The 19,610-nt window shown below is 67.2% G+C and carries 18 protein-coding genes; 7 read left to right on the top strand and 11 right to left on the bottom strand.

What is annotated here, in order from left to right:
• Positions 1-17: 17 nt before the first annotated feature.
• Positions 18-644, bottom strand: coding sequence for a c-type cytochrome (locus QZ994_RS07540; RefSeq protein ID WP_290870466.1), 627 nt, complete (start codon positions 642-644; stop codon positions 18-20).
• A gap of 189 nt (positions 645-833) precedes the next feature.
• Here QZ994_RS07540 and yihA point away from each other — a divergent pair, with 189 nt between their 5' ends.
• Positions 834-1,616: a ribosome biogenesis GTP-binding protein YihA/YsxC gene (gene yihA / locus QZ994_RS07535; protein WP_290870463.1), complete on the top strand. Its 783-nt coding sequence runs from the start codon at positions 834-836 to the stop codon at positions 1,614-1,616.
• 147 nt (positions 1,617-1,763) lie between these two features.
• Positions 1,764-2,276, top strand: coding sequence for an FxDxF family PEP-CTERM protein (locus QZ994_RS07530; protein WP_290870459.1), 513 nt, complete (start codon positions 1,764-1,766; stop codon positions 2,274-2,276).
• A 137-nt stretch (positions 2,277-2,413) separates the two neighbouring features.
• On the opposite strand, the gene QZ994_RS07525 is transcribed toward QZ994_RS07530, so the two are convergent.
• The 6 genes from QZ994_RS07525 to fba all read right to left on the bottom strand — a co-directional run bounded on the left by QZ994_RS07525 (position 2,414) and on the right by fba (position 9,148).
• Positions 2,414-3,325, bottom strand: a complete 912-nt coding sequence (locus tag QZ994_RS07525) for a phosphoribosylaminoimidazolesuccinocarboxamide synthase (protein ID WP_290870456.1) — start codon at positions 3,323-3,325, stop codon at positions 2,414-2,416.
• Positions 3,326-3,406: 81 nt separating this feature from the next.
• Positions 3,407-5,362 carry an ATP-binding protein gene (locus QZ994_RS07520; RefSeq protein ID WP_290870453.1) on the bottom strand — a complete coding sequence of 652 codons (1,956 nt, stop codon included), beginning with the start codon at positions 5,360-5,362 and terminating at the stop codon, positions 3,407-3,409.
• Between the two features lie 11 nt (positions 5,363-5,373).
• Entirely contained in the window at positions 5,374-6,192 is an 819-nt protein-coding gene (locus tag QZ994_RS07515; RefSeq protein ID WP_290870450.1) for an alpha/beta hydrolase, read from the bottom strand.
• A 129-nt stretch (positions 6,193-6,321) separates the two neighbouring features.
• Positions 6,322-6,996 carry a glutathione S-transferase gene (locus QZ994_RS07510; protein ID WP_290870447.1) on the bottom strand — a complete coding sequence of 225 codons (675 nt, stop codon included), beginning with the start codon at positions 6,994-6,996 and terminating at the stop codon, positions 6,322-6,324.
• A 104-nt stretch (positions 6,997-7,100) separates the two neighbouring features.
• Positions 7,101-8,066, bottom strand: a complete 966-nt coding sequence (locus tag QZ994_RS07505; RefSeq protein WP_290870444.1) for a triacylglycerol lipase — start codon at positions 8,064-8,066, stop codon at positions 7,101-7,103.
• Positions 8,067-8,083: 17 nt separating this feature from the next.
• A complete protein-coding gene (gene fba / locus QZ994_RS07500) occupies positions 8,084-9,148 on the bottom strand; it encodes a class II fructose-bisphosphate aldolase (protein ID WP_290870441.1) in 1,065 nt (354 codons plus the stop codon).
• Between the two features lie 381 nt (positions 9,149-9,529).
• On the opposite strand from fba, the gene QZ994_RS07495 reads away from it, so the two are divergent.
• Complete coding sequence (locus tag QZ994_RS07495) at positions 9,530-11,365, top strand: ATP-binding protein (RefSeq protein WP_290870438.1); 1,836 nt, start codon at positions 9,530-9,532, stop codon at positions 11,363-11,365.
• On the opposite strand, the gene pyk is transcribed toward QZ994_RS07495, so the two are convergent.
• The gene (gene pyk, locus QZ994_RS07490) at positions 11,366-12,796 is read right to left on the bottom strand and encodes a pyruvate kinase (RefSeq protein WP_290870435.1); all 1,431 of its coding nucleotides are present in this window, start codon (positions 12,794-12,796) and stop codon (positions 11,366-11,368) included.
• Positions 12,797-13,036: 240 nt separating this feature from the next.
• Here pyk and QZ994_RS07485 point away from each other — a divergent pair, with 240 nt between their 5' ends.
• The 4 genes from QZ994_RS07485 to QZ994_RS07470 all read left to right on the top strand — a co-directional run bounded on the left by QZ994_RS07485 (position 13,037) and on the right by QZ994_RS07470 (position 16,940).
• The gene (locus QZ994_RS07485) at positions 13,037-13,891 is read left to right on the top strand and encodes an alpha/beta hydrolase (protein ID WP_290870432.1); all 855 of its coding nucleotides are present in this window, start codon (positions 13,037-13,039) and stop codon (positions 13,889-13,891) included.
• A 14-nt stretch (positions 13,892-13,905) separates the two neighbouring features.
• A complete protein-coding gene (locus tag QZ994_RS07480; protein WP_290870429.1) occupies positions 13,906-14,997 on the top strand; it encodes an AraC family transcriptional regulator in 1,092 nt (363 codons plus the stop codon).
• Between the two features lie 126 nt (positions 14,998-15,123).
• Positions 15,124-16,026: a metal-dependent hydrolase gene (locus QZ994_RS07475; protein ID WP_290870426.1), complete on the top strand. Its 903-nt coding sequence runs from the start codon at positions 15,124-15,126 to the stop codon at positions 16,024-16,026.
• Positions 16,027-16,073: 47 nt separating this feature from the next.
• Entirely contained in the window at positions 16,074-16,940 is an 867-nt protein-coding gene (locus tag QZ994_RS07470; protein ID WP_290870424.1) for a metal-dependent hydrolase, read from the top strand.
• 91 nt (positions 16,941-17,031) lie between these two features.
• Here QZ994_RS07470 and QZ994_RS07465 read toward each other — a convergent pair whose 3' ends face one another.
• From QZ994_RS07465 to QZ994_RS07455, 3 genes are all read right to left on the bottom strand, one after another.
• Positions 17,032-18,225, bottom strand: coding sequence for a phosphoglycerate kinase (locus QZ994_RS07465; RefSeq protein WP_290870422.1), 1,194 nt, complete (start codon positions 18,223-18,225; stop codon positions 17,032-17,034).
• 129 nt (positions 18,226-18,354) lie between these two features.
• Positions 18,355-18,708, bottom strand: a complete 354-nt coding sequence (locus tag QZ994_RS07460) for a hypothetical protein (protein ID WP_290870486.1) — start codon at positions 18,706-18,708, stop codon at positions 18,355-18,357.
• A gap of 243 nt (positions 18,709-18,951) precedes the next feature.
• Positions 18,952-19,404, bottom strand: a complete 453-nt coding sequence (locus QZ994_RS07455) for a DUF494 family protein (RefSeq protein ID WP_290870420.1) — start codon at positions 19,402-19,404, stop codon at positions 18,952-18,954.
• Positions 19,405-19,610: the final 206 nt, after the last annotated feature.

Here is a 19,610-nt window from a genome sequence, read left to right as displayed (position 1 = left end):
GGGTACCGTCAGGTCGATCAACGAAGGCCGGCGACGTAGTCGGCCAGGGCGTCGATTTCCTTGTCGCTCAGGTTGGCGGCGATGGCGCTCATCTGGGCATTGTTGGTGCGCTCACCCTGGCGGAAGGCGGTCAGCTGGGCCTTGATGTAATCGCTGTGCTGGCCAGCCAGACGGGGGTACTGCACGGGCAGACCGGCGCCGTTGGGGCTGTGGCAGGCGGCGCAGGCGGGCACGCTCTTCTTGGCGATGCCACCGCGGTAGATCTTTTCACCCACGGCCACCAGTTCGGGATTCTTGGCGCTGCCGTCCTTGGCCTTCTTGGAGGCGTAGAAGGCGGCCACGTTCTTCATGTCTTCCGGCGTCAGCGCAGCAGCCATGCCACCCATGATGGCGTTCTTGCGCTTGCCTTCCTTGAACTCGGTCAGCTGCTTGACCAGGTACTCGGGGTGCTGGCCCTGCAGGATCGGGTAGGTGGGCATGCCGCGCGAACCGTCGGCGGTGTGGCAGGCGGCGCACACCGTGGTGGCCTTGGCTTCCCCAGCAGCCAGATCAGGCTTGGCGGCCTTGGTTTCGGCACTGTGGGCCAGACCGGACAGGGACAGGGCCACCGTGGCAAGGGCGATCAGGTTCGAAAAGCGCTTCATGGCTGGGGGTGGTGAGTTGCGGTGATGGGGCAAAAACGGTAACTGCGCAGTGTAGACGCTCAGGCCTTCATGATTTTCTGGCAGGTAAACCAATGGATTTTACAATGCCCCATGAGCAGCCCCAAGCAAGCCAAGTCAAAGCCGAGTGCAAAACCCGCCCGGCCCGTCACCCCGAGCCCGAATCGGGCCATGCACGCGCCCCGCAAAGTGGCCGCCCCCGAACTCCCGCCCGAGGCCAAGGAGGCCCTGGCCTGGGCCCATTCCGCGCGGTTCTACACCACCGCGGCCAAGCTCAACCAGCTGCCTGCCAGCGAGCTGCCCGAGGTGGCCTTCGTCGGCCGCTCCAACGCGGGCAAGTCCACCGCCATCAACACCCTGGCCCAGCAGCGCCAGCTGGCCTACGCCTCGAAGACCCCCGGGCGCACCCAGCACATCAACCTCTTCCAGCTGGGCCCCAAGCTGGCCCCGGATCAGGTCTGGACCGACCTGCCCGGTTACGGCTACGCCGCCGTCGACCGCACGGCCAAGCTGCGCTGGCAAGAGGTGATGGCCGACTACCTCGCCCTGCGCCGCAACCTGGCCGCCGTGGTGCAGATGGTCGACTCCCGGCACGGTTTCACCGAACTCGATTTGCAGCTGCTGCAGTTCGTCACGCCCCGCGTGCGCAACGGCGAGGTCAAGCTGCTGGTGCTGCTCACCAAGGCCGACAAGCTCAACCGCAAGGAGCAGGCCGAGTCCTTGCGCGCGGCCCAGGCCGTGCTGGGCGAGATCGCCACCGAAGAGGCCGACATGGGCATCGCCCTGTTCTCATCCCTGAGCAAGCTGGGCGTGGGCGATGCCGCCGAGGTGATCAAGGGCTGGGCCGCCTCACCCGAGGTCGCGCAGGCCCTGGCGCAGGCCGAGGCCGAGGCGCGCGCGCAACAGGCCCTGCTGGACGCGGCCGCGCAGGATGGCGAGCCCGAGGGCGGCTGAGCGGGGCTCCGCAAAAAGCGGGTGCCAGCCCCCTTGTGCGGGGGATGACAGCCCCACCGCCCTCACTAGAATGGGTTTCGTTGCGGTGCAGCATCCGCTGCCCTCCCCTTATCTGGCACGGTCTTTGCGACCGACAGGAGCATGACCATGAAATCCATTTTCCTCGCTTCCGTCCTCGGCCTGGCCGCTCTGGGCAACGCCTCGGCCACCATCCTGACGTCGACCACCGAACTGGACCTGATGGACGACACCGCCATCAACATCGGCAACACCTTCTCCAAAGGCAACGCCGGCAACAGCTTCAGCGACCTCTACAACTTCGAGCTGAGCCTGGCCGGTGACCAGGACGCCATCGTTGAACTCGCCTGGACGACGGGTGCAACCAATAGCCTGGCCCATGTGATCGCCACCCTGACCAGCGAAAACGGCGTCGAGTACATCGACAACGACCTGTCCGACGCATACAGCTTCACCGGCCTGACCGCAGGCTTCTACAAGCTGACCATCACGGGCGACATCCTGGGCAGCAAGACCTCCAGCTACGGCGGCTACTTCAGCCTGACGCCGGTGACGCCGGCCGTGCCGGAACCCGAATCCCTGGCCCTGGCCCTGGCAGGCCTGGGTGTGGCCGGCCTGTTGGCCCGCCGCCGCAGCCATTGAGGCGCACGGGGCGCCTGGCACGACTGCCCTCACGCCCGTCATCGCCTGTCGTCATCGGCCCATGAAAAAAGCGTCCCTCGGGACGCTTTTTCTTTGCCCTGCCACCACCTGGGCAGCAAAGGGGTGGCGAGCCGGGTTCAGCCCCCGATCAGGCGGGTCAGCGCCTCCTGGTACTTGGCGGTGGTCTTCTCGATCACGTCCTGCGGCAGTGCTGGCGACGGGGCGGTCTTGTCCCAGGGCTGGCCATTGACCGTGGCCTGTTCCAGCCAGTCACGCACGAACTGCTTGTCGTAGCTGGGCGGGTTGGCACCGGCCTTGAAGGCGGCTTCGTAGCCCTCGATGGGCCAGAAGCGCGAGGAATCCGGCGTCAGCACCTCGTCCATCACGGTCAGGGTGCCGTGTTCATCGAGGCCGAACTCGAACTTGGTGTCGGCGATGATGATGCCCCTGGTCAGGGCGTAGTCGGCAGCCTTTTTGTAGAGGGCGATGGCCAGTTCGCGCACCTTGGCCGACATGTCGGCGCCGATGATCTCGACCATCTTCTCGTAGCTGATGTTCTCGTCGTGGTCGCCCACATCGGCCTTGGTGGCGGGAGTGAAGATGGGCTCGGGCAGCTTGCTGGCATTGCGCAGTCCGGCCGGCAGCTTCACACCGCAGACCTCGCCGTTGTCCTGGTACTCCTTCCAGCCAGAGCCAGCCAGGTAGCCGCGCACCACGGCCTCCACGGGCAGGGGCTTGAGCTTCTTGACCAGCATGGCGCGGCCCTCGACCTGGGCGCGCTCGGCCGGGGTCACGGCGCTGACGGGGTCGTCACCGGTGAGGTGGTTGGGGGCCACGTCCTTCAACAACTCGAACCAGAACAGGGCCATTTTGGTCAGCAAGGCGCCCTTGCCCGGGATGGGCTCGCCCATGATGACGTCGAAGGCGCTGATGCGGTCGGAGGCCACCATGAGGATGCGGTCGTCGCCCACGGCGTAGTTGTCTCGCACCTTGCCACGGGCAAGCAGGGGCAGGGAGGTGATGGCGGAGGTGTGCAGGGCAGAGGTCATGGTGCGTTGCCGGGGCTGAATGAGACGGATCAGGCCGACATTGTGCCGCCTGATGGCGCCCCTGAGGGCCTTCAGCAGGTCTCAAGGCGCCTCGGATGGGTGCGTGGCGGCGTCCACCAGGGCCGCCAGACCGGGCAGCACCCGGGCCACGTCCAGCGGTTTGGTCCAGTAATCGCTGAAACCGCAGGCCAGGGCTCGCTCGATGTCGGCGGGCATGGCATCGGCCGACACCACCACGGCCGGCACCTCGGCGAGCCCAGGCAGGCGACGCAGGCGCTGCAGCAGCGCGATGCCGTCGGTGTCGGGCAGGTGCATGTCGAGCATGAGCGCACAAGGGCGCAGGGTGGCCAGGGCCGAGACCGCCTCGGCACCGGTTTCGGCCACCGTGAGCGAGAAGCGCGACTGGGTCTCGAACACCGCCTGCATCAGCACGGCGTTGACGCGGTTGTCCTCGACGTAGAGCACGGGCTCCGCCTCCGCCGTGGTCGACACCAGGGTCGCCGCGGCCGGCCCGCCGGGCTCGTCGAGCGCGCCCGGCCCGGTGCTGACCCAGTCGGCCTGGCCCAGGGTGTCCTGCTCGTCGACGCCCTGGAGGTGGACCTTGAAGCAGGCGCCTTGCCCCGGGGCGCTCTCCACCGTCATGTGCCCCCCCATGAGCTCGACCAGGCCACGTGTGATGACCAGCCCCAGTCCCACCCCCTCCACGCCGCTGCGCTCGGCACCCAGGCGGTTGAAGGGCTGGAAGAGTTGAGCCTGCTGGGCCTCGCTCAGGCCGGGGCCCTCGTCCTGCACGGACAGGGTGAGCACGCCGTCTTCGGCCCGGGCCGACAGCCGCACCGTGCCCGAAGGCGGGCCGTACTTGATGGCGTTGGACAGCAGGTTGTTGAGCACCTGCAGCAAACGGTGTTCGTCGACCTCGGCCCACCAGCCCTGCTGTGCGGGCGCGAGCAGGCGCACCTGTTTGGCCGCTGCCGCGGGCTCGTTGAGGCGCAGTGCCTGGCGCAGGATCTCGTCGATCTGCATGGGCTGCACGTTGACGCTGGTGTGGCCGGCCTCGATGCGGGAGATCTCCAGCACCTCGTTGATCAGGTGCAGCAGGCTGTCGCCCGCCACCTCGATGTAGCCGACCTTGCGGCGCTGGTCCTCGTCCAGCGGGGCCCCCTGCACCTTGAGCAGGCGCGCGAATCCGAGGATGCCGTTGAGCGGGGTGCGCAGCTCGTGGCTCATGCGGGCCAGGAAGCTGCTTTTGGCCTGGTTGGCCTGCTCGGCGGCCTCCTTGTCGCGCAGCGATTGCTCCAGCTGCTTGCGCGCACTGATGTCGGCCGTGTAGCCGTGCCACAGCACGGTGCCATCGGGCTCATGACTGGGAGAGGCGTGGGTTTCGCGCCATTGCTCCTGCCCGTGGAGGCGCACGCGGTACTCCTGGCGCCAGGGCTGGAGCTGGTCGGCCGAGCGGGCCATGGCCAGCTGCAGGCGGGGCAGGTCATCCGGGTGCACGGCGGCCCAGACGGCCGGGGCATCGCGCAGGGCCACCGAGGGGCTCACGCCAAACAGGGTGCGCATGCCTTCGGTCACGTAGGTGAAGGCCACCTGACCGCCGGGGTGGCGCCGCATCTGGAACAGCAGGCCAGGCGCCTCTTCGGCCACGCGCTTGACGGTGAGCAACTGCAGCTCGAGGCGGCGGCGCTCCAGCAGTCGGAAGCAGCTGACCTGGATGCGCAGATCGCCTTCGGGCCGGCTGGCGCTGCGACGCGCATTGAGCAGCACGTCGATGGTGCCGCCCTGGGCGCGCAACAGCATCATCGAGGCCTCTTCGATGACGCCCTGGGCGTCGAGCATCGGGAGCACATAGGTGTGCCACATCAGGCGCCCTGCCTGCGGCAGCAGGGTGCTCAGGGGCTGACCGATCAGCGCCTCGGCATCGTGCCCCAGCCACTGGGCCAGGGTCTCGTTGACCCACAGCAGCTCGTCGCGGGGCCCGACGCTGAACAGGCCGCAGGGCAAGGCATGAAGGTCGGGCGCTTCCAGCTCGTTCATGCCGGCGCCCTTCAATCGGCCCCGGCCTGGCCAAGGTAGCCGCGGATCAGGGCGATGGTCTCGGCCGGGTGACTGAGGTGGGGGCAGTGCCCCGTGGCGCGCATGCGCCGCAAGGTCGAGCCAGGAATGTGGGCGGCGAGGTAATCGCCCACGGCCAGGGGCGCGATGCCATCGTCGGCACACTGCAGCAGGAGCGTGGGCACGGTGACCTGGCCCAGCAGCGGACGGATGTCGGAGAGGAACACCACCCGCGCAAACTGCCGCAGGATGGCCGGGTCGCCACTGCACAGGCTGGCGCGCATTTCTTCGACCAGTTCGGGCTGCTCGTCGGATTTCACCGCCACCGGCGCCAGGAAATTGGCCCAGCCCAGCATGTTGCGCTCCATCAGCTCCAGCAGGTCCATGATGTCGCTGCGCTCAAAGCCGCCGACGTAATCGCCATCGTTGACGAAACAGGGGTTGGGCGCGAGCATGATCAGCCGGGCAAAACGTTCGGGTGCCACCAGCGCCGCCATGAGGCCGATGCTGCCGCTGATGGAATGGCCGACATAGACCACCGGCTCGTCGCCGATGGCCTCCAGGAGGGCCAGCACGTCGTCGCGGTAGCCATCCAGGCTGTCGTAGCGCTCGGGCGACCAGGCGCTGGCATCGGCCCGGCCGCTGCCCACGTGGTCGAACAACACGACGCGGTGGTCGTGGGCCAGGTCATCGGCCACGTGCCGCCACATGCGCTGGTCGCAACCAAAGCCATGCGCCAAGACCACCCTGGGCCCGGCCACGCCGCGCTCCGTGACGTGGTGCCGCTGGATCACTGCCTGCCTCATCGCCATCTCACCCTGCTGTTCTGGTTGAGGCCAGACAGCACCCCGGCGGGGACCTTGGCCTTCTGTCATGTTTTATCACAGCCGCCCAGGCCTCAGCCAGAGGCCCCGCGCCATCCTGGGCGGACTTGTGGCGGATCAGCCCTGCCCGGTCTGCCGGACCCGGGCGGCGGCCAGTGCGCGCGCCTGGTCAGCCTTGCGGTCGGCCACAACCTTTTGGGCGGCTGGACGCTGCTCGATCAGCTTGACGTAGCCCTTCCAGTCGATGCCGACAGCGGCCACCAGGTCTTCGCCACACACGGCCCGGCTGGCCATGGCCGCCAGGGGCAGGCTCACGAAGACGGCGCAATCGGCCTGGGTGAAATGCTCGCCCGCGGCAAACGGGGCAAAGCGCGCCAGGCGCCGGAAGGCCGCCAGACGCTGGACCAGCTCGCCCTTCACGCGGTCGGCCACGCCCTCGGGCAAGGTCGCGCCAAAAAAGGCCTGGGGGTAGAGCTGCCGGGCGCACAGCTCGACGTGCAGGTCCATGAAGGCGATGAGCTCGCGCACCTTGGCCGCCTGCCAGGGATCGGCCGGCATCAGGCGCGGCTCAGGCCAGCGGGCCTCGATGTAATCGGCCATGACCTGGCTTTCACACAGGAAGCCGGCCTCGGTTTCCAGAAAGGGGATCTTGCCCAGCGGGGTTTTGTCCTGGGCGCCCTCCCCGCCCCCCAGGGGTGCGAAAACCTCGTCGAAGGGCACGCCCTTCTCCAGCAGGATGAACTTGACCTTGTTGTAGTAGTTCGAGAGCGAAAAGCCGTGCAGCTTGAGCATGAAGGGGTCTCCTCTGGGGCCGGATGGCAGGCTTCAGCTTAACCGGCACGGCCCGGGATGGCACCCCATGCACACCCGGGGCAGCCCCTCTCTCTCCGTACCCGTCAGAGCCCCGCGGCCTTCAGCCGACGGGCATGGTCGACATACAGCTGCACCGGGTCCACCCCATCGGCCACCAGGCCATGGAACTGGTTCACCGCATGGAAGTGGTTGAGCGGGAGGTCGTCTCGGATCACCTGCCCCAGGTGGCTGGCGCAACGCCCCACCAGGCCGTCGCCGGCTTCCGTGTGGAAGGTCAGGCTGGTGAGCTTCATGAGGTAGTCGGCCGGGTTCAGCGCGTTGTAGAAGGTGCCGACACCGCTCCAGGCGTAGTAGCGCACGCCCTGCACCGCCGCGTCGCCCTGGCCACAGGGCGTGGTGGGCACACCGGCCGGAAAACGCCGGTTGAAGGCGGCCGCGCCGCGGCTGGACAGTGACCGCATGGCGGCACCGGCGTCCTGAGGCAGATCTGCGTCGCTCAGCCAATTGATGACGTGTCCCAGGGCATTGCCCGAGGACAAGAGGGCCGACAGCGCCCAGTCGTGTTCGCCTGCCAGGCCTTGCACCCAATCGGCGGTTTCCGAACCCAGGTTGGGCCCGGCCACGCTGGTGACCGAGGCCACGAGCTCGGGGTGCAGCCCGGCCACGTAGCGGGCCGTGTGGCTGCCGTGGCTGTGCCCGATGAGGTGAACCTTGGCCGCCCCGGTCTGCCGGAGGAGGGCCTGCACCTGGGTCAGCAGCTGCTCGCCACGCACCTCGGAGCTGTTGAACGCCGAGACCTGCACCAAGTGCACCTCGGCGCCATGCGCGCGCAAGGCTTCGGGGATCCCGACCCAGTAGGGCACGCGGCCCAGCTGATCGAAACCCATCATGCCGTGCACCAGCACGATGGGATAGACGGTGCGCGCCGTGGTGTCGACCACGGGCACCGGGGCCTCAGGCGGCCGGCTGCAGGCACTCAGGCCCAGCAGCAGCGGCAACAGCACGAGGGCCGCGCCCAACGAGGCCCGCGACCAGGCACCCGCCCGCACACGGCGCCTCACCTCGTTCAGGCGACCACCTGGGCCAGCTTGCCGCTGGCGTAAGCGGCCGCGATGTCGACCAGCGAAATGCCCTTGATCTTGGCGGCCTGGCCTTCGCACCCGAACTCCAGGTAGCGCTGCTTGGCCACCTGCTTGGCGGCTTCGCGGGCGGGCTTGAGCCATTCGCGGGCGTCGAACTTGTCCGGGTTCTCGAACAGGAACTTGCGCACGGCACCGGTCATCGCCAGGCGGATGTCGGTGTCGATGTTGATCTTGCGCACGCCAAACTTGATGGCTTCCTGGATTTCTTCCACGGGCACGCCGTAGGTTTCCTTCATCTTGCCGCCGTACTCGTTGATGATGGCCAGCAGCTCCTGCGGCACCGACGACGAACCGTGCATCACCAGGTGGGTGTTGGGGATGCGGGCGTGGATTTCCTTCACGCGCGAAATCGCCAGGATGTCACCGGTGGGCTTGCGCGAGAACTTGTAGGCGCCGTGGCTGGTGCCGATGGCGATCGCGAGGGCGTCGAGCTGGGTGGCCTTGACGAAGGTGGCGGCTTCTTCGGGGTCGGTCAGCATCTGGCTGTGGTCCAGCTTGCCTTCGGCGCCGATGCCGTCTTCTTCGCCCGCTTCACCGGTTTCCAGGTTGCCCAGGCAGCCGAGTTCACCTTCCACGGTCACGCCGACCTTGTGGGCCATCTCGACCACGCGACGGGTCACGTCCACGTTGTAGTCGAAATCGGCCGGGGTCTTGCCGTCTTCCTTCAGCGAGCCGTCCATCATCACCGAGCCAAAGCCCAGGTTGATCGCGCCTTCGCAGACCTTGGGGCTGGTGCCGTGGTCCTGGTGCATGACCAGGGGAATGTGAGGGTACATCTCGGCCGCGGCCTGGATGAGGTGCTTGATGAAGGGCTCACCAGCGTACTTGCGTGCGCCGGCGCTGGCCTGCAGGATCACGGGCGCACCGACCTCGTCGGCGGCCGCCATGATGGCCTGCACCTGTTCCAGGTTGTTGACGTTGAAAGCCGGAATGCCGTAGCCATTTTCGGCGGCATGGTCCAGCAGTTGGCGCATGGAAACGAGTGCCATGGAAACCCCTAATACAAAGTTAACAAAATATTAATGCGGACAGACCCTCATCCGCATGGAACTGGGCGGGATTCTAGCCACTGCCCGTGCCGGCCAACACCCCCCGAATCTCGGGCAAACGCCCCATCCACCCCTTTTGGCCGATGGGCGACAAAAGCCTGCGAAAAGGGGGCCGGCGCGGTTTGAAAAGGGTCGGCGGCGTACCACGGCCTGGCCCTGTCCTGTCCAGCAAGAAACTGGCCGCCGGCGCTGCGCCAAGGCGGTGCGTGCGGCATTTTTCACGAAAGAACGGGAATACCCGCCCCCACCCTTCAAAATGACGGCGACGCCCACCGGCCCCTTGCATGCCGGGTGCGGCCGTTCAAGGTTGGCTGTATCCCGATGAACTCCCCTGCTTCCACGCGCCCTCGCGAGCGCGCCTTGGCCCGGCAACTCGACGCCGAGCGCTTCCACCTGCTGCACGCCCTGTCGACCCCCGGTGTGGTCGTGGCGTCCCTGTTCGCGCTGCTGGGCGCGGTCTTCCTGAGCCCCCACGTGTCGCAGGTGGCGCTGCAGACCTGGGTGACGCTCAAATTGCTGGTGGCGGCCGCCCGCATCCTCCACCTGGAGTGGCACCGCAGCCACCATGGGCGACACCACCGGGCCTGGCGCCTGCAATGCCTGGCGCTGCTGCTGCTCGACGGCTGCATCTGGGGCAGCGCGGGCTTTCTGGCCCTGCAGGGCCACACGACGCTCACCCTGGTTGTGGCCGCCTGCCTGATGGGTGTGGCCACGCTGGCCTGCTTCTCGCTGCAGGCGCACTGGCTCTTTGCCGCGGCCTACAGCCTGCCCGTGGTGCTGCCCACCTCGGCCCTGTTGCTGGCGCAGGGCGACGCCTGGCTGCGCTTCACCGGCCTGGGCATGGCCCTGTTTGCCCTGGCCCAGCTGGTCGCCGCCCACCAGGCCCAGCGCCGCCTGGTGGCGCTGCTGCAGGACCGCATCACCACCGACCAGCAGGTGCGCGACAACGAAGCCGAACTGCGCCTCGCCCGGCAGGAGAACGCGCTCAAGAGCCATTTCGTGGCCACCATGAGCCACGAACTGCGCACCCCCTTGCACGGCATCCTGGGCCTGACGCGCATGCTGCGTTCGGCGCGGCTCGATCCGACCGACCGCCAGCGCCTGGCCCTGGTCGAGCGCTCGGGGGAACACCTGCTCAGCGTGATCAACAACATCCTCGACCTGTCACGCATCGAGGCCGGCCACCTCACCCTCAGCCCCGAACCCTTCGACCTGCACGAACTGCTGCACGACGTGGCCGCGCTCACCCAGGTCACCGCGCAGGAAAAAGGCCTGCGCCTGCGCACCGATCTGCGCCTGCCTCGGCCTTGCGTGGTGCGCGGCGACCCGGCCCGGGTTCGCCAGATCCTGCTCAACCTGCTGGGCAATGCGGTCAAGTTCACCGAGCAAGGCGACGTGCTGCTCTCGGCCTGGCGCCATGCCCCCGACGCGCCCGTGATCCTGCAGGTGCGCGACACCGGCATCGGCATCCCTACCGAGGCGCAAGCCCACATCTTCGCCGCCTTCCGTCAGATCGACGGGGCCCTGGACAGCCGCTTTGGCGGCACCGGCCTGGGCCTGACGATCTCCCGCGAAATCGCGCGCGCGATGCAGGGCGAAATCACCTGCCAGAGCACGCCCGGCCGGGGCTCGACCTTCGAGCTGAGCCTGCCGCTGCCGGCCGACCGCACGGCCCAACACACCCTCTCCACGAGGCTGGACGCCGAGGCCGCGCAGGCGCAACAGGCCCGCGCCGTGCGCCTGCGCGGACAGGTGCTGCTGGCCGAAGACAACGAGGTGAACGCGATGGTGGTGCACGCCCTGTTGGCCCGACATGGCCTGGGCGTGGAGGTCTGCACCGATGGTGCCGCCGTGCTGGCGCGCCTGCGCGATGGCAGCCGCCCCCGGCCCGACCTGGTCCTGATGGACTGCCACATGCCCGAGATGGACGGCTTCGAGGCCACCCGCCAGCTGCGCGCCGACGAACAGGCCCGCGGCCTGCCCCGGCTGCCGGTGGTGGCGCTCACGGCCAGCGCCCTGGCCGAAGACAGCCAGCGCTGCCTGGATGCGGGCATGGACGCCTACCTGCCCAAGCCCTTCCGTGACGAGCAGCTGCTCGCCGTGTTGCTGTCGTGGCTGCCGCACGGGGCGAGCGCCACGCTCAGCGAAGCCGCCTGATCAGGCCACCTCGCACACCTTCAGCATGTTGGTGCCTCCTGGGTGGCCCATGGGCTCACCGCAGGTGATGGCATAGGTGTCGCCCGGTTTGAGCACGCCGCGTTCGACCAGCAGCAGTTCGGCCTTGCGCAGGGCCTCGTCGCGGTCGGCGTAGGTGGGCATCAGCAGCGGGCGCACATTGCGGTAGAGCGCCATCTTGCGCTGGGAGATTGGCTGCGCGGTCAGGCCATAGATGGGCACGTGGATGCGGTGGCGGCTCATCCACAGGGCGGTCGAACCCGACTCGGTCAGCGCGATGATGGCCTTGCAACCCAGGTGATAGGCCGTGAACAGCGCCCCCATGGCGATCGACTGGTCGATGCGACCGAAGGTCTTGTTCGTGAAGTCGGCGTCCAGCGACACCTCTTCGGCGCGCTCGGCGGCCAGGGCGATGGCGGCCATCTGCTCCACCGTCTCGATGGGGTACTTGCCCGCGGCGGTCTCGGCACTCAGCATCACGGCATCGGTACCGTCCAGCACGGCGTTGGCCACGTCCGAGACCTCGGCGCGCGTGGGCACCGGGTTCACGATCATGGACTCCATCATCTGCGTGGCCGTGATCACGACCTTGTCCATCTCCCGCGCCATCTTGATCATGCGCTTTTGCAGCGCAGGCACCGCGGCATTGCCCACCTCCACGGCCAGGTCGCCACGGGCCACCATGATGCCGTCGGAGGCCTTCAGGATCGCCTCCAGGTTCGGGATGGCCTCGGTGCGCTCGATCTTCGCGATCAGCGCGGGGCGGTGCTTCCAGGGCTCACCGGCCACATTGGCCAGCTGGCGGGCCATCTCCATGTCGGTGCTGTTCTTCGGGAAGGAGACGGCGATGTAGTCGCACTGGAAGCTGGCAGCCGTCTTGATGTCCTCCATGTCCTTGGCCGTCAGGGCCGGCGCGGTCAGCCCGCCCCCCTGCTTGTTGATGCCCTTGTTGTTCGAGAGCTCGCCGCCCAGCTTCACCGTGGTGTGCACGGCTTCGCCCTTGACCGAGTCGACCGTCAGCACGATCAGGCCATCGTTGAGCAGCAGCACATCGCCCGGCTTCACGTCGCGGGGCAGCTCCTTGTAATCGAGGCCCACGCCTTCGATGTCACCCGGTTCGGTGCGGCTGGCATCCAGCACAAAGGGTTGGCCCGGCTCCAGCATCACCTTGCCTTCGGCGAACTTGCCGACGCGGATCTTGGGGCCCTGCAGGTCGGCCATGATGGCCACGACCTTGCCCACACGGGCAGCGGCCTGGCGCACCAGCTCGGCACGGTCGATGTGATCCTGCGCCTTGCCGTGAGAGAAATTGAGTCGCACCACGTCCACCCCGGCACGCAGCATCTTCTCCAGCACCTCTGGCGTGGACGAAGCGGGGCCAAGGGTGGCAACGATCTTGGTGGAACGGGGCATGAAAGGGTCTCCAGTGGTCGTGGTGTGTGACGTCATGGCGGCACGGCCATCCGCGCCGCGTGTGGCAGCGGTTCAGGGTGTGCCCCAGCCTGATGTTTAACATTTTATTAATACGCTGCATCCGGGGATTTGCCCTGAGGCGGGCCGCGATCCGCGCCTGCCGCGCCCTCTCGTTGGCCCCCTGTGCACGGGACACCACAGCCCCTTACACTTCGGCGCACCATCGACACCGATACCGCCGTGTACCGCACCATCGTTTTCGCGCACGCCAACAGCTTCCCCGCCAGCACCTACCGCCGCCTGTTCGACGGCTGGCGCGCCGCGGGCTACACCGTGCACGCCATCGACCGCATCGGCCACGACCCGCGCTTCCCCGTCACCACCGACTGGCCCCTGCTCGTCGAACAGCTGCGCCACACGATGGAGCAAGAAGTGCGCACCCCGGCCTTCCTGGTGGGGCACTCGCTGGGCGGCTACCTCAGCATGATGCTGGCCTCGCGGCACCCGCAATGGGCTCAGGGCGTGGTCGTGATGGATTCGCCCCTGCTCTCGGGCTGGAAAGCCGCCGGCATCGGCCTGGCCAAGCACCTGGGCACCATGCAGCGCGTCATGCCCTCGCAGATCTCGGCTCAGCGCACCCACGAGTGGCCCAGCCTGCAGGCCGTCCAGGCCCACTTCCACGCCAAGCCCAAGTTCGCCGCCTTCCACCCCGACATCCTGGCCGACTACGTCGACACCGGCACCGAAGCCGCGCCTGCGGCCACACCCGGCGGCCAGGCCATCCGCCGCCTGCGCTTCAGCCGCGAAGTCGAAACCGCCATCTACAACACCATGCCGCACCGGCTGCTGCGCGACTTTCGCCGTCGCCCGCCACGCTGTCCCATGGCCTTCATCGGTGGCACCCGCTCGGCAGAACTGAAGGCCGTGGGCCTCCAGGGCACCCGCCAGCTGTTCGGCCAGGCCATGTCCTGGATCGAAGGCAGCCACCTCTACCCCTTCGAACAACCCCAGCGCACCGAAGCCGAGGTGCTGCAATGGCTGGCGCACTTCGCCTCGCCCGACACCGCTCCCTCCCCCGCCAGGCCGCGCCCCTGAACCGGCACCGTCTCATGCCGCACAACGCCCCCCAGCTCATCCCCTTCGTCACCGTGACGAACTGGGTGCGCGCGGCCCGGCGCTGCGGCATCGACATCGAAGCCATCTTCCGCGCCGAAGGACTCACGCCCGCCCAACTCCACCCCAGTACCGCCGCCATCCCTCGCGCCACCCTGCAGCGCGTCATGCAGCGCTGCGTCGACGACACCCGCCGCCAGGGCGCCGGCCAGCACTTCCCCATCGCCCTGGGCGAAACCTTCGCCTTCGAATACCTGGCCGACGTCGAAACCTTCATCGCCACCAGCGCCACCCTGCGTGATGCCGCCCGCGCCCTCGCCTGGATCCCGCCCCTGGTGAACCCCTATCTGCGCTTCGACCTCTCCGAGCACGGCCACCAGGCCCGCATCACCCTGAGCTTCGCGCTGGACGACGCGCCGCTCGACGCCACCTGGCCTTTCACCGAAGCCGCCTTCACCACCATCATCAAGTTCAGCCGCACCCTGCTCGGCGAAGAAGGCGCCGTCGGGCAGGTGTCCCTTCGGCACGCACGCCATGCCGCATCAGCGACCTGCGAGGCGCACTTCCAGGTCCCCATCGCCCACGACGCCCCCATCGACGCCCTCTGGTTCGACCGCGCCCTGCTCGATCGCCCCCTGGGCGGCGCCTTGCCCGCCCTTCACGAGATGGCCGCCCAGCGCGTCGTCGAACAGGTCGCCCAGCACCAGGTTCGCAGCCTGCTCGCCAGCGACGAGACGCCCGCATCCCACCCCCTGGTTGCCCAGATCGAATCCGCCTGCCTCGCCAAACCGCGCCTGCTCGGCCTGGGCCTGCCCGCCTTGGCCGACGAACTCGGCCTGCACGTCCGCACCCTTCAACGCCGCCTCAAAGACGCTGGCGAGACCCATTCGGCCCTGCTCGACCGCCTGCGCTTTCGCCTGGCACGCCAGTGGCTGGCCGACCCCACGCGGTCCATCGAAGACACGAGCGAACGCCTGGGCTTCTCCGACCGCCGCAGCTTCACCCAGGCCTTCACACGCTGGTCTGGCCACACCCCCACTGCCTGGCGCCGCCTGCACCACGAGGTCAGGCTGCAGCCCCCGGTTTAACCCGGGGCCGCACTGTCACAAAAACTGCCTTGGTGTCGCCAGCGGACATGGCGCACCGGCAGGCTCCTGCCTACAGTCCACTCACCGCCTCTCACGCCCTGAGACGCGTTGCCGAGGAAGCTGTCCATGCCCCACCCCACGCTCACGCCGCCCCCGATCGTCCCCCGTGAAAAGCTCGATTTCGGGCTCGACGGCGACATCCCCCGCCACTGGCTGGCTGGCGATGCCTTCCAGACCCGCTTCTTCGACGCCATGTCCACGCTCTTCCCTGTGGGCGAGAAATTCTTCATCACCTGCGTGCGTGACTTCCGCGACCGCATCACCGATCCCCAGACCCTGCAGGACATCAAGGACTTCACCCGCCAGGAAGGCCAGCACGGCATCGTCCACACCCGCTACAACAACCGCCTCAAGGCACAAGGCGTCGCCGTCGACGCCATCCTCGCCGGCCAGGAGCGCCGCCTCTTCACCCTCATCCGTGGCAAGTGCTCGCGCGAATTCACACTGGGCATCACCGCCGCCGCCGAGCACATCACCGCCATCATGGCCGACTGCTTCGTGCAGCGCCCCGAGATCTTCGAAGGTGCAGACCCGCGTGTGCGCGCCCTCTACGTCTGGCACGCCATGGAAGAAATGGAACACAAGGCCGTCGCCTTCGACGTCCTCCAGGACGTGGCCCATTCCAGCTACCTCAACCGCGTTGGCTCCATGCTCCTGGTGACCGTGCTCTTCCCCTTCCACGTCTTCCGCATCATGCGGCACATGCTCCAGGTCGATGGCTACTCCCCCTGGGAGCGCACCCGCATCTGGGCCAAGGGCCTGTACTGGCTCTACGGCCCCGGCGGCCTCTACCCGCCCATCCTGCGCCAGTACTTCCGCTACCTCAAACCCGGCTTTCACCCCTGGCAGGAACCGGTCGTCCCCAGCTACGAGCCCTGGCGGCGCCTGCTGAAAGAAACCGGCGACCCCATCGAGGCGGGCAACCGCCTGCACGGCGAACGCCACTGGGTCGATGCAGTGCGCGCGTGAATCCAGCCCAGCCCCTTCCCTCGTCTTCTCGTCGCAAGGAGCCCCCCATGAGCGACCACACCATCGTCCCCCGCGAGCGCCTGGACTTCGGCCTCGACGGTGACATCCCCCGCCACTGGTTCGGTGGCCACCCCTTCAAATCCCGCTTCTTCGACGCCATGTCGACCATCTTCCCCGAGGGCGAGCGCTACTTCATCGCCTGCGTGCGCGACTTCCGCGATCAGGTGAGCGACCCGCAACTCAAGGAAGACATCCAGCACTTCATCCGCCAGGAGGCCCAGCACGGCATGGTCCACGACCAGTACAACCGCCGCCTCAAAGCCCAGGGCATCGACGTCGACCGCCTCGAGGGCATCACCCGCCACCTGCTGTTCAACATCCTGCGCAAGCACCTGCCCCGCAAAATGACCCTGGCCGAAACCGCCGCGGCCGAGCACATGACGGCCATCATGGCCCACGGCTTTTTCGAGCGCAAAGAAGTGCTTGAGCACGCCGACCCACGCATACGCGCCATGTACGCCTGGCACGCCATGGAAGAAATCGAGCACAAGGCCGTCGCCTTCGACGTCATGCAAAAAGTGGCCAAGGTCGGCTACCTGCGACGCGTCTGGGCCATGGTCGTCGTCACGCTGGGCTTCAACGTGCACTCCCTGCTCACCACCCGCTACATGCTCAAGGTCGACGGCTTTGGCCGCTGGGAGCGAGCCAGGCTCTGGGCCCAGGGCTTGTGGTGGCTCTACAAACCCGGCGGCCTTTACATGAGCATCCTGGGCCACTACCTCCAGTACTACAAACCCGGCTTCCACCCCTGGCACCAAGGCCAGATGCGCAGCTACCAACGCTGGCTCGACACCTTCAACCAGACCGGCAACCCCATCCTGGCTGGCGAAGCCCTGCACGCCGCCGGGCGCTGATCCGCGTGCCGCACACAAAAAAGCCTCTCCGCAGAGAGGCTTCTCATCACAGCCGGGCGCCTCGCCACGGCTGCATCGGCTCAAAGCCGTCTCAGCCCGCTGCGCGCTGGCTCAGGATCTCGAAGGCCGGCAAGGTCTTGCCCTCCAGCACCTCCAGGAAAGCGCCACCACCGGTCGAGATGTAGCCCACGTCCTTCTCGATGCCGTACTTGGCAATGGCCGCCAACGTATCGCCACCACCCGCGATGCTGAACGCCGGCGAGGCCGCGATCGCGCGAGCAATCGCTTCGGTGCCATGGGAGAAGGCGTCGAACTCGAACACGCCCACCGGGCCGTTCCACACGATCGTGCCGGCAGCCTTCAGTTGCTCGGCCAGCTTGGCGGCGGTCTTCGGTCCAATGTCCAGAATCAGGTCGTCTTCGGCCACATCGGTGGCCGCCTTCACGGTCGCCTCGGCATCGGCCGAGAAAGTCTTGGCCACCACCACGTCTTCCGGAATCGGCACCGCCGCACCGCGGGCCTTCATGGCCTCGATCACCGCCTTGGCCGCGCCGACCAGGTCGGGCTCGGCCAGCGACTTGCCGATCTTCAGGCCGGCGGCCAGCATGAACGTGTTGGCAATGCCGCCCCCCACGATCAGGCCGTCCACGTTCTTCGACAGCGACTCCAGGATCGTCAGCTTGGTCGACACCTTCGAGCCAGCCACGATCGCCACCAGCGGACGCTTCGGTGCCGCCAGGGCCTTGTTGATCGCGTCGATCTCGGCCGCGAGCAACGGACCAGCACAGGCGATCGGCGCGAACTGCGCGATGCCGTAGGTCGTGCCCTCCGCACGGTGCGAGGTGCCAAAGGCATCGTGAACAAAGATGTCGCACAGCGCAGCCATCTTGCGGGCCAGCGCTTCGTTGTTCTTCTTCTCGCCCTTGTTGAGGCGGCAGTTTTCGAGCATCACCACTTCACCGGAGGCCACGGTCACACCGTCCACCCATTCGCTCACCAGCTTGACCTCGCGGCCCAGCAACTCCCCAAGGCGCTTGGCCACGGGTGCCAGCGAATCTTCCGGCTTGAATTCGCCTTCGGTAGGACGGCCCAGATGCGAAGTCACCATCACGGCGGCCCCAGCCTTCAAGGCCAGCTCGATCGCCGGCACCGACGCGCGGATGCGCGTGTCTTCGGTGATGTTCCCGGCATCGTCTTGCGGCACGTTCAAATCGGCGCGGATGAACACGCGCTGGCCAGCGGCCTTGCCTTGGGCCACGAGGTCTTCAAATCGGAGGATGGTCATGATGGCTGCCAGTGTTGGCGTTGACAAAACTGGCGCCATTGTAGAAAGGTCCGAAGCCATTTCCATACGGCATCTCGGGCAAGCACCCCCATCCAGGGTCCACCCGCCACGCCACACGCCCCGACCGCCTCAGTGCCCCTTGCCCTTCGACGCCTTCTTGGGCGGCGGATCCTCCGCATCCTCTTCCTCGTCGGCCTTCGATGCCGCAGAAGCCGGCGCGGATGCCTTCGAGGCGGCCTGCGGAGGTGGAGGCCTGGGCACCACCGGCGCAATCCCCTCCAGCTTGTTCTCCCGCATGTACTCGTCCATCTCTCGCCATCCCCCAAACATCGCCGACTTGTCGGCCTTCGGGTTCAGCGTGTAGCAATCCTCGATCGCCCGCATCGCATGACGGCAGGCACTCCCAATCGCCTTGGCCTCGGCTTCGCTGCGTTCGGCGGCCTTCTGTGGCGTTTCAATCCCCAGCTGGTCGCAGCCTTGCAGCCCAGACAGCAGAAAGCCTGTCAACAACCATGCCCTCCCCGTATGCCGAGTGCGATCGTGCCAGACGCGCGACACGACGCGGCCCGGCGCGTCGGCCAATTCAGACTTCCGATCCAGCTTTCCTCGCTCACCCATGTCCCAGACCCTCTCGGCGATCGGTCCACTGCGAACCCATCGGCATCCATGATTACGGTCGCACAGGCGTCAACTTGAATGACAAAAGGCCCCGAAGGGCCTTGTTGATCAGTGGATCAGGCGATCTCCGTCGTCCACGAAGAGCTCATCCAAGATGAGCGCGTCAGGCTCTTCTCCCGCGCTCCAGAACACCAGCAGCACCAGGATCTTGAAGTCCTCCAGCGCCACAGGGGCACGCGGCAACGCCGAAACACGCTCCAGCACCACCTCCCGGAGACTGGGCGACAAGACCCCGGCGGCCCCCAGAAACTGGAGAAACCCGAGCGCCTCAGGGCCGAGACGCTCGCACTCGTCGTCCGTGTACACACGGGCACTGTCGGACGCAGGCGGAAGAACCAGATGGGAGTTGACCGCCTGAAGCCCATTCAACCAGGCCAGGGCCTCGTTGATCTCCTCCGACTCGAAACCCGCTGCAGACAACTTTCGCGCCAACAGACCCGCCTCGGGACAGGCGTCCGGGCGCCAGTAATGCTCGTAGAGGTAGACCAGAACGTCGAACATGGCATGACTATAGCGCGAGGTGAACAGATGCCCCACTGCCCTCCGAACAAGGGCAGATGAACGCATGAATATCACCGCTCGGAAACGAAAAAAGCCCCTGCTGATACAGCAGGGGCTTTTCTCACTATAAGTAGCCTGACGATGTCCTACTTTCACACGGGAATCCGCACTATCATCGGCGCTGAGTCGTTTCACTGTCCTGTTCG

This window comes from Aquabacterium sp. (assembly GCF_021768455.1).
Lineage (GTDB): Bacteria > Pseudomonadota > Gammaproteobacteria > Burkholderiales > Burkholderiaceae_C > Aquabacterium.
Note: the sequence above shows the minus strand (reverse complement) of the source record. Positions and strands in the feature narration are given on the sequence as shown.

Excerpts from the sequence above, each read along its gene's own strand:
- pyk (WP_290870435.1), bottom strand. The coding sequence starts at position 12,796 with ATGCCCCGTTCCACCAAGATCGTTGCCACCCTTGGCCCCGCTTCGTCC.
- fba (WP_290870441.1), bottom strand. The coding sequence starts at position 9,148 with ATGGCACTCGTTTCCATGCGCCAACTGCTGGACCATGCCGCCGAAAAT.
- QZ994_RS07470 (WP_290870424.1), top strand. The coding sequence starts at position 16,074 with ATGAGCGACCACACCATCGTCCCCCGCGAGCGCCTGGACTTCGGCCTC.
- QZ994_RS07520 (WP_290870453.1), bottom strand. The coding sequence starts at position 5,362 with ATGAACGAGCTGGAAGCGCCCGACCTTCATGCCTTGCCCTGCGGCCTG.
- QZ994_RS07515 (WP_290870450.1), bottom strand. The coding sequence starts at position 6,192 with ATGGCGATGAGGCAGGCAGTGATCCAGCGGCACCACGTCACGGAGCGC.
- QZ994_RS07540 (WP_290870466.1), bottom strand. The coding sequence starts at position 644 with ATGAAGCGCTTTTCGAACCTGATCGCCCTTGCCACGGTGGCCCTGTCC.
- QZ994_RS07455 (WP_290870420.1), bottom strand. The coding sequence starts at position 19,404 with ATGTTCGACGTTCTGGTCTACCTCTACGAGCATTACTGGCGCCCGGAC.
- QZ994_RS07530 (WP_290870459.1), top strand. The coding sequence starts at position 1,764 with ATGAAATCCATTTTCCTCGCTTCCGTCCTCGGCCTGGCCGCTCTGGGC.
- QZ994_RS07525 (WP_290870456.1), bottom strand. The coding sequence starts at position 3,325 with ATGACCTCTGCCCTGCACACCTCCGCCATCACCTCCCTGCCCCTGCTT.
- QZ994_RS07475 (WP_290870426.1), top strand. The coding sequence starts at position 15,124 with ATGCCCCACCCCACGCTCACGCCGCCCCCGATCGTCCCCCGTGAAAAG.
- yihA (WP_290870463.1), top strand. The coding sequence starts at position 834 with ATGCACGCGCCCCGCAAAGTGGCCGCCCCCGAACTCCCGCCCGAGGCC.
- QZ994_RS07465 (WP_290870422.1), bottom strand. The coding sequence starts at position 18,225 with ATGACCATCCTCCGATTTGAAGACCTCGTGGCCCAAGGCAAGGCCGCT.
- QZ994_RS07495 (WP_290870438.1), top strand. The coding sequence starts at position 9,530 with ATGAACTCCCCTGCTTCCACGCGCCCTCGCGAGCGCGCCTTGGCCCGG.
- QZ994_RS07480 (WP_290870429.1), top strand. The coding sequence starts at position 13,906 with ATGCCGCACAACGCCCCCCAGCTCATCCCCTTCGTCACCGTGACGAAC.
- QZ994_RS07510 (WP_290870447.1), bottom strand. The coding sequence starts at position 6,996 with ATGCTCAAGCTGCACGGCTTTTCGCTCTCGAACTACTACAACAAGGTC.